2 protein-coding genes are annotated in these 4,135 nt (G+C 46.7%); both read left to right on the top strand.

Features of this window, described 5'->3' with window-relative positions:
* The first annotated feature begins 672 nt into the window (after nucleotides 1–672).
* Nucleotides 673–3,129, top strand: coding sequence for a glycosyltransferase family 4 protein (locus ASF20_RS23515; RefSeq protein WP_082501390.1), 2,457 nt, complete (start codon nucleotides 673–675; stop codon nucleotides 3,127–3,129).
* Nucleotides 3,119–3,844, top strand: a complete 726-nt coding sequence (locus ASF20_RS23510) for a glycosyltransferase (protein ID WP_082501389.1) — start codon at nucleotides 3,119–3,121, stop codon at nucleotides 3,842–3,844. Before ASF20_RS23515 ends, ASF20_RS23510 begins: the two co-directional genes overlap by 11 nt.
* Nucleotides 3,845–4,135 lie beyond the last annotated feature (291 nt).

The raw sequence follows: 4,135 nt of genomic DNA, 5'->3' as shown, positions 1-4,135 counted from the left end.
CGCTTGGTCATGGCTCCATCCTCGCAAGAGTTGGGGCCTCCGGGAAACCCGGCGCGGTTCAGAACAACCTTCTGGGCAACGCCACCTAGGTGGGGCGTCTGGCGACAATCATGCGGGCTGCCGACGGGGACAGCGTCGATCTGGCCTCTGTTGACATGGCTAAACGGGCGCGAGGCAGGCCAAGGTCGCTCGCTCGCTCGCACGGTATTACACAGGAGGTCGTTGAACTGCCGGAGGCCAAGCGCGGCTTGGTCCTCTCGCCGCGCCGCTGGGCGGTCGAGCGCTCCTTCCTCTGAGTGACGCGCTTGCGCCGCCTCGTCGACGGCTACGAGTGTGCTATCCCAGCACGCTCGCAGACCCCCACGTTGTCGCCTTCGTCTGCTTAGTGCGCAGATAGCCCTGCAACTGCCAGAGAGTTCATAAACGCCTCTAAGCTGAGCCCTAGATATCGTCAGGGCGAGCCGTACGACCCATGGTACCTTCCACCAACTGGTCTTATAAGATTACACATCCGAAGCGAGACGTATGACGTGGGTCTATCCTGCAAAATGACGTCGACATCCTGACGTATCTCGACGGTTGGCACCCAATCGTCTAAGGCTCTCCGACAACCACACCAAACCGCATAAGGATGAGGGCCAAGTGAGGATATCCCGACTATTAAATTCTTTAATGAGCATTTCAACGGTAATTGGATATAAAAAAAATCCAAGCGGCAATTCTCTTCAGGAGATAAAAAATCTAGTTAAAGATGAATTTGATGCTCTCTATTATCTTAATAACAATCTTGATGTTGCCGAAGCAGGTGTTGATCCTCTAAAACACTACCTTGAGCACGGATGGCGAGAAGGCCGTAATCCAAACGTTAAATTTGATACAGAATATTATCTAAATCTTCACTTAGCCGGCCAATCCGACACATGCCCCCTTATTCATTACTGTAAAATGGGACGGGGCATGGGGTTAGAAATCAAAGAGCCGGCCGAAGATAACTATCAGCATTCGATCGATTATACATCTCAGCGTAGCAAAAGCTCAGAGCTATTTGACTCAAATTACTATCTAGCTAGCTATCCAGATATAGCACTTGCCGGAATTGATCCGCTCCAACATTACCTTGAATTCGGATGGCGTGAAGGAAGAAATCCTAGTCCCTGGTTTGACTCGCGATTTTATATAGACAAATATGACTTACATAGAAGTGATATATGCCCACTAGTCCATTATGTTGAGTTTGGTCAAGATACTGGTGTCTTGACGAGAGATCTATATAATTTTGAGAGAATTGTGGACAGTCACTCCGACATTATTGGTTCTGTCTTAGAGCTTGTATCGCATAATCCCGACATAGCGACTAACGAAGTGCTCCAAGGTATAATACTGCCGATGTTTTCGCCTGGGGTGATACGTAGACGACATAACCTAACTGATATGGTAAGCGATTTTGAATGCCTACTTCGGTATCTCACGTATGATTTGCACATGGGTTTGAGTCCGGGCAAATTTTATGATGACGGATACTATCGATCTCAAGTGATAATGCGAGGTCTTGAGAGGGGGCACACTCAAGATAATTGGTTTCGGCATTGGCTAAAATTTGGTGTCAGACACAGAATTAGTCCTGTTGATTGGTACACTGATCCTGATTATTTGGAGTTAAACCCCGATCTGGTCAGCTATCCCGACTGGCCGTTTTTGCACCTAATTCGGCATGGCTTTAAAGAGGGCCGGCGGTTTCATCCCATAATTACTTTGAGTAATGCTGGTTATCCAAATAGAAAGCGGTCAACCTACGAGCTTCTGCCTGATTTGCTTGAGAAGCACGACTTCGTTTCTGCCATTCAAGGTCAAATGAAATTTTGGCGCTCGCCAAAAATGGATGAGATTTTCGAGCAGGCTCATCAACTTGACCCAAGCATACATAAGCACGAGGTCTATCAGGCGTCATATCAAGCTCCCTATCACGACGATAATTATCAATTTTATTCATTTATCCGATCAAAGTTCTCAGTAAAATATGAAAACGTCATACTAACTCCCTTCTGTAAACTTGGTGGTGCGGATTTTGTCGGTGGAGTATTGTCGCATGCTCTATCCAATTTCGGAGACACGATTTTGATTAGGACGGATGCTTCTGATTGGGAGCGTCCAGATTGGTTTCCGCCTGGTCTGCACACAATTGATTTGTCTGAGTGGCTCAGACCGCTCGATCTGGACCTTCGCAAGCGCGTTTTGTACGAGCTGATCCGGCACCTGGAAGCCAAGCACGTCTTCAACGTTAATAGTAGATTGGCTTTCGAGACTTTCAAGGATTACGGCGCGCGCTTGAGCAAAATTACGAATATCTATTGCTATTATTTCTGTGCAGATCGAACTCAAGAGGGAAGAGAAGTTGGATATCCGATCGATTATTTCGCAAATATACTTCCCTATTTGCGAAAGGCTGTTTTTGACACGCGTTATTTGAGAGATCGACTTGAGGCGCGATATTGTTTGTCGCCCGAAATGAAACAGAAACTAGCGGTCCTATTCACGCCGACGATGTCTGCATCGAGCGAGACTTGCCTTGCTGAAAAACAGTTGGAATGTCGTGGAAATAAATCCAAGCCTACAATTATTTGGGCCGGAAGACTTGATAAACAAAAACGTTTTGATTTAGTTCTGGATATTTCTAGAGCGATGCCAGACGTGACGTTCAAATGTTTCGGCAAAGCAGTCCTCGATGTTGAGCCTTCGCGCGAGCATCTTCCTGTCAATTTGACGCTTTCCCCGCCATTCAAATCCTATTCCGAACTTCCATTGACCGACTGTGATGGCCTGCTCTTTACTTCTTTATGGGAAGGAATGCCAACTATATTGCTCGAGTTTGGCGCGATGGGTATGCCGATCATTGCGAGCTCAGTTGGCGGTGTACCTGAATTGATAAATGATACAACTGGTTGGCCAATCGCCTCAGATGCCAGTGTCGAAGACGCTATTCGTCAGATTCGCGACCTTCTTTCTAATCCAGATGCTCGTGTTAGGCGTGCAATAGAACTACAAAAGCGGGTCGCCCAAATCTATAATTGGGATACTTACGTCAGAGATCTTGAAGACATCATTTTGGGGGAAGAGCGCAATGAGAAATAATGCCTCACACACGAGATTTGGTATCTCGGTTGTAATTACTGCTCATCGCGAAGGATTAATCGCCGCAGTTTCGGCTCGAAGTGCAATCGAGGCAATAAAATATTTCAGAAATAATTATGATATTCCTGTTGAAATCGTTGTGATTCTTGATAATGCCGATGAATTAACAGCCTCTGTGCTAAAGAGTGCTCTTGGTTCTAATGCGCAGTTTTATTCAACGGAGGAGGGTGATCCTGGACTTGCCCGAAACCGGGCCGTTGAGTTTTCAAGTGGGGAGTATGTATCGTTCTTAGATGCCGATGATCTTTGGTCTTTCAATTGGTTGCAGGAGGCATACGTCCTCGCGGGGCAGCGTGAAGAGATTGTTGTGCACTCTGCTTGTAATATTATCTTCGGTGATGAGCGCAACATTTGGTGGCACGTCGATAGCGAATCGACTTTTTTTGACTCCAGGTATCTTGAATGGAGTAATTACTGGGATGCGATGGCTTTTGCGAAGGCATCGATTTATGAGAAATTTCCATTTCGAAAGAATAATTTGCGGATTGGATTTGGTCATGAGGACTGGCATTGGAACTGTCTTACCTTTTCGGCGGGTATAGCGCACAAACCGGCTCCAGAGACAGTCCATTTCAAACGGCGTCGCAAGCAGTCGCAATCTGCATTGGTCAATGAAATCAAAGGTACAGTTTGGCCGTTGTCAATGATTGAATAGGTGCAGAGATTTTAGCGCTTTAAATATAAATTCGGGTTTTGTGATAATTTAAAATAACTTCTTCGACTGCCTAATGCAGGTTAGCGATGGAATCTGTACTCTGCCGGATCTCCGCATGTGTCTATCATTCCGGATAACGGGCGGAATAGGCATATGCGGGGCTCTGATCGGCGTTCGAAGACGTTGCTTTCGTATGGTGACTTGGGGTCTCGCGTCCGGGCGGATCATTAAGAGCGCCTAACAGAACCGTTTGATCTGGTTGAAGGTGATGAGACTGGCCGCGAGGCTGGT

The organism is Methylobacterium sp. Leaf88, assembly GCF_001422795.1.
Classification (GTDB): Bacteria; Pseudomonadota; Alphaproteobacteria; order Rhizobiales; family Beijerinckiaceae; genus Methylobacterium.
Note: the sequence above shows the minus strand (reverse complement) of the source record. Positions and strands in the feature narration are given on the sequence as shown.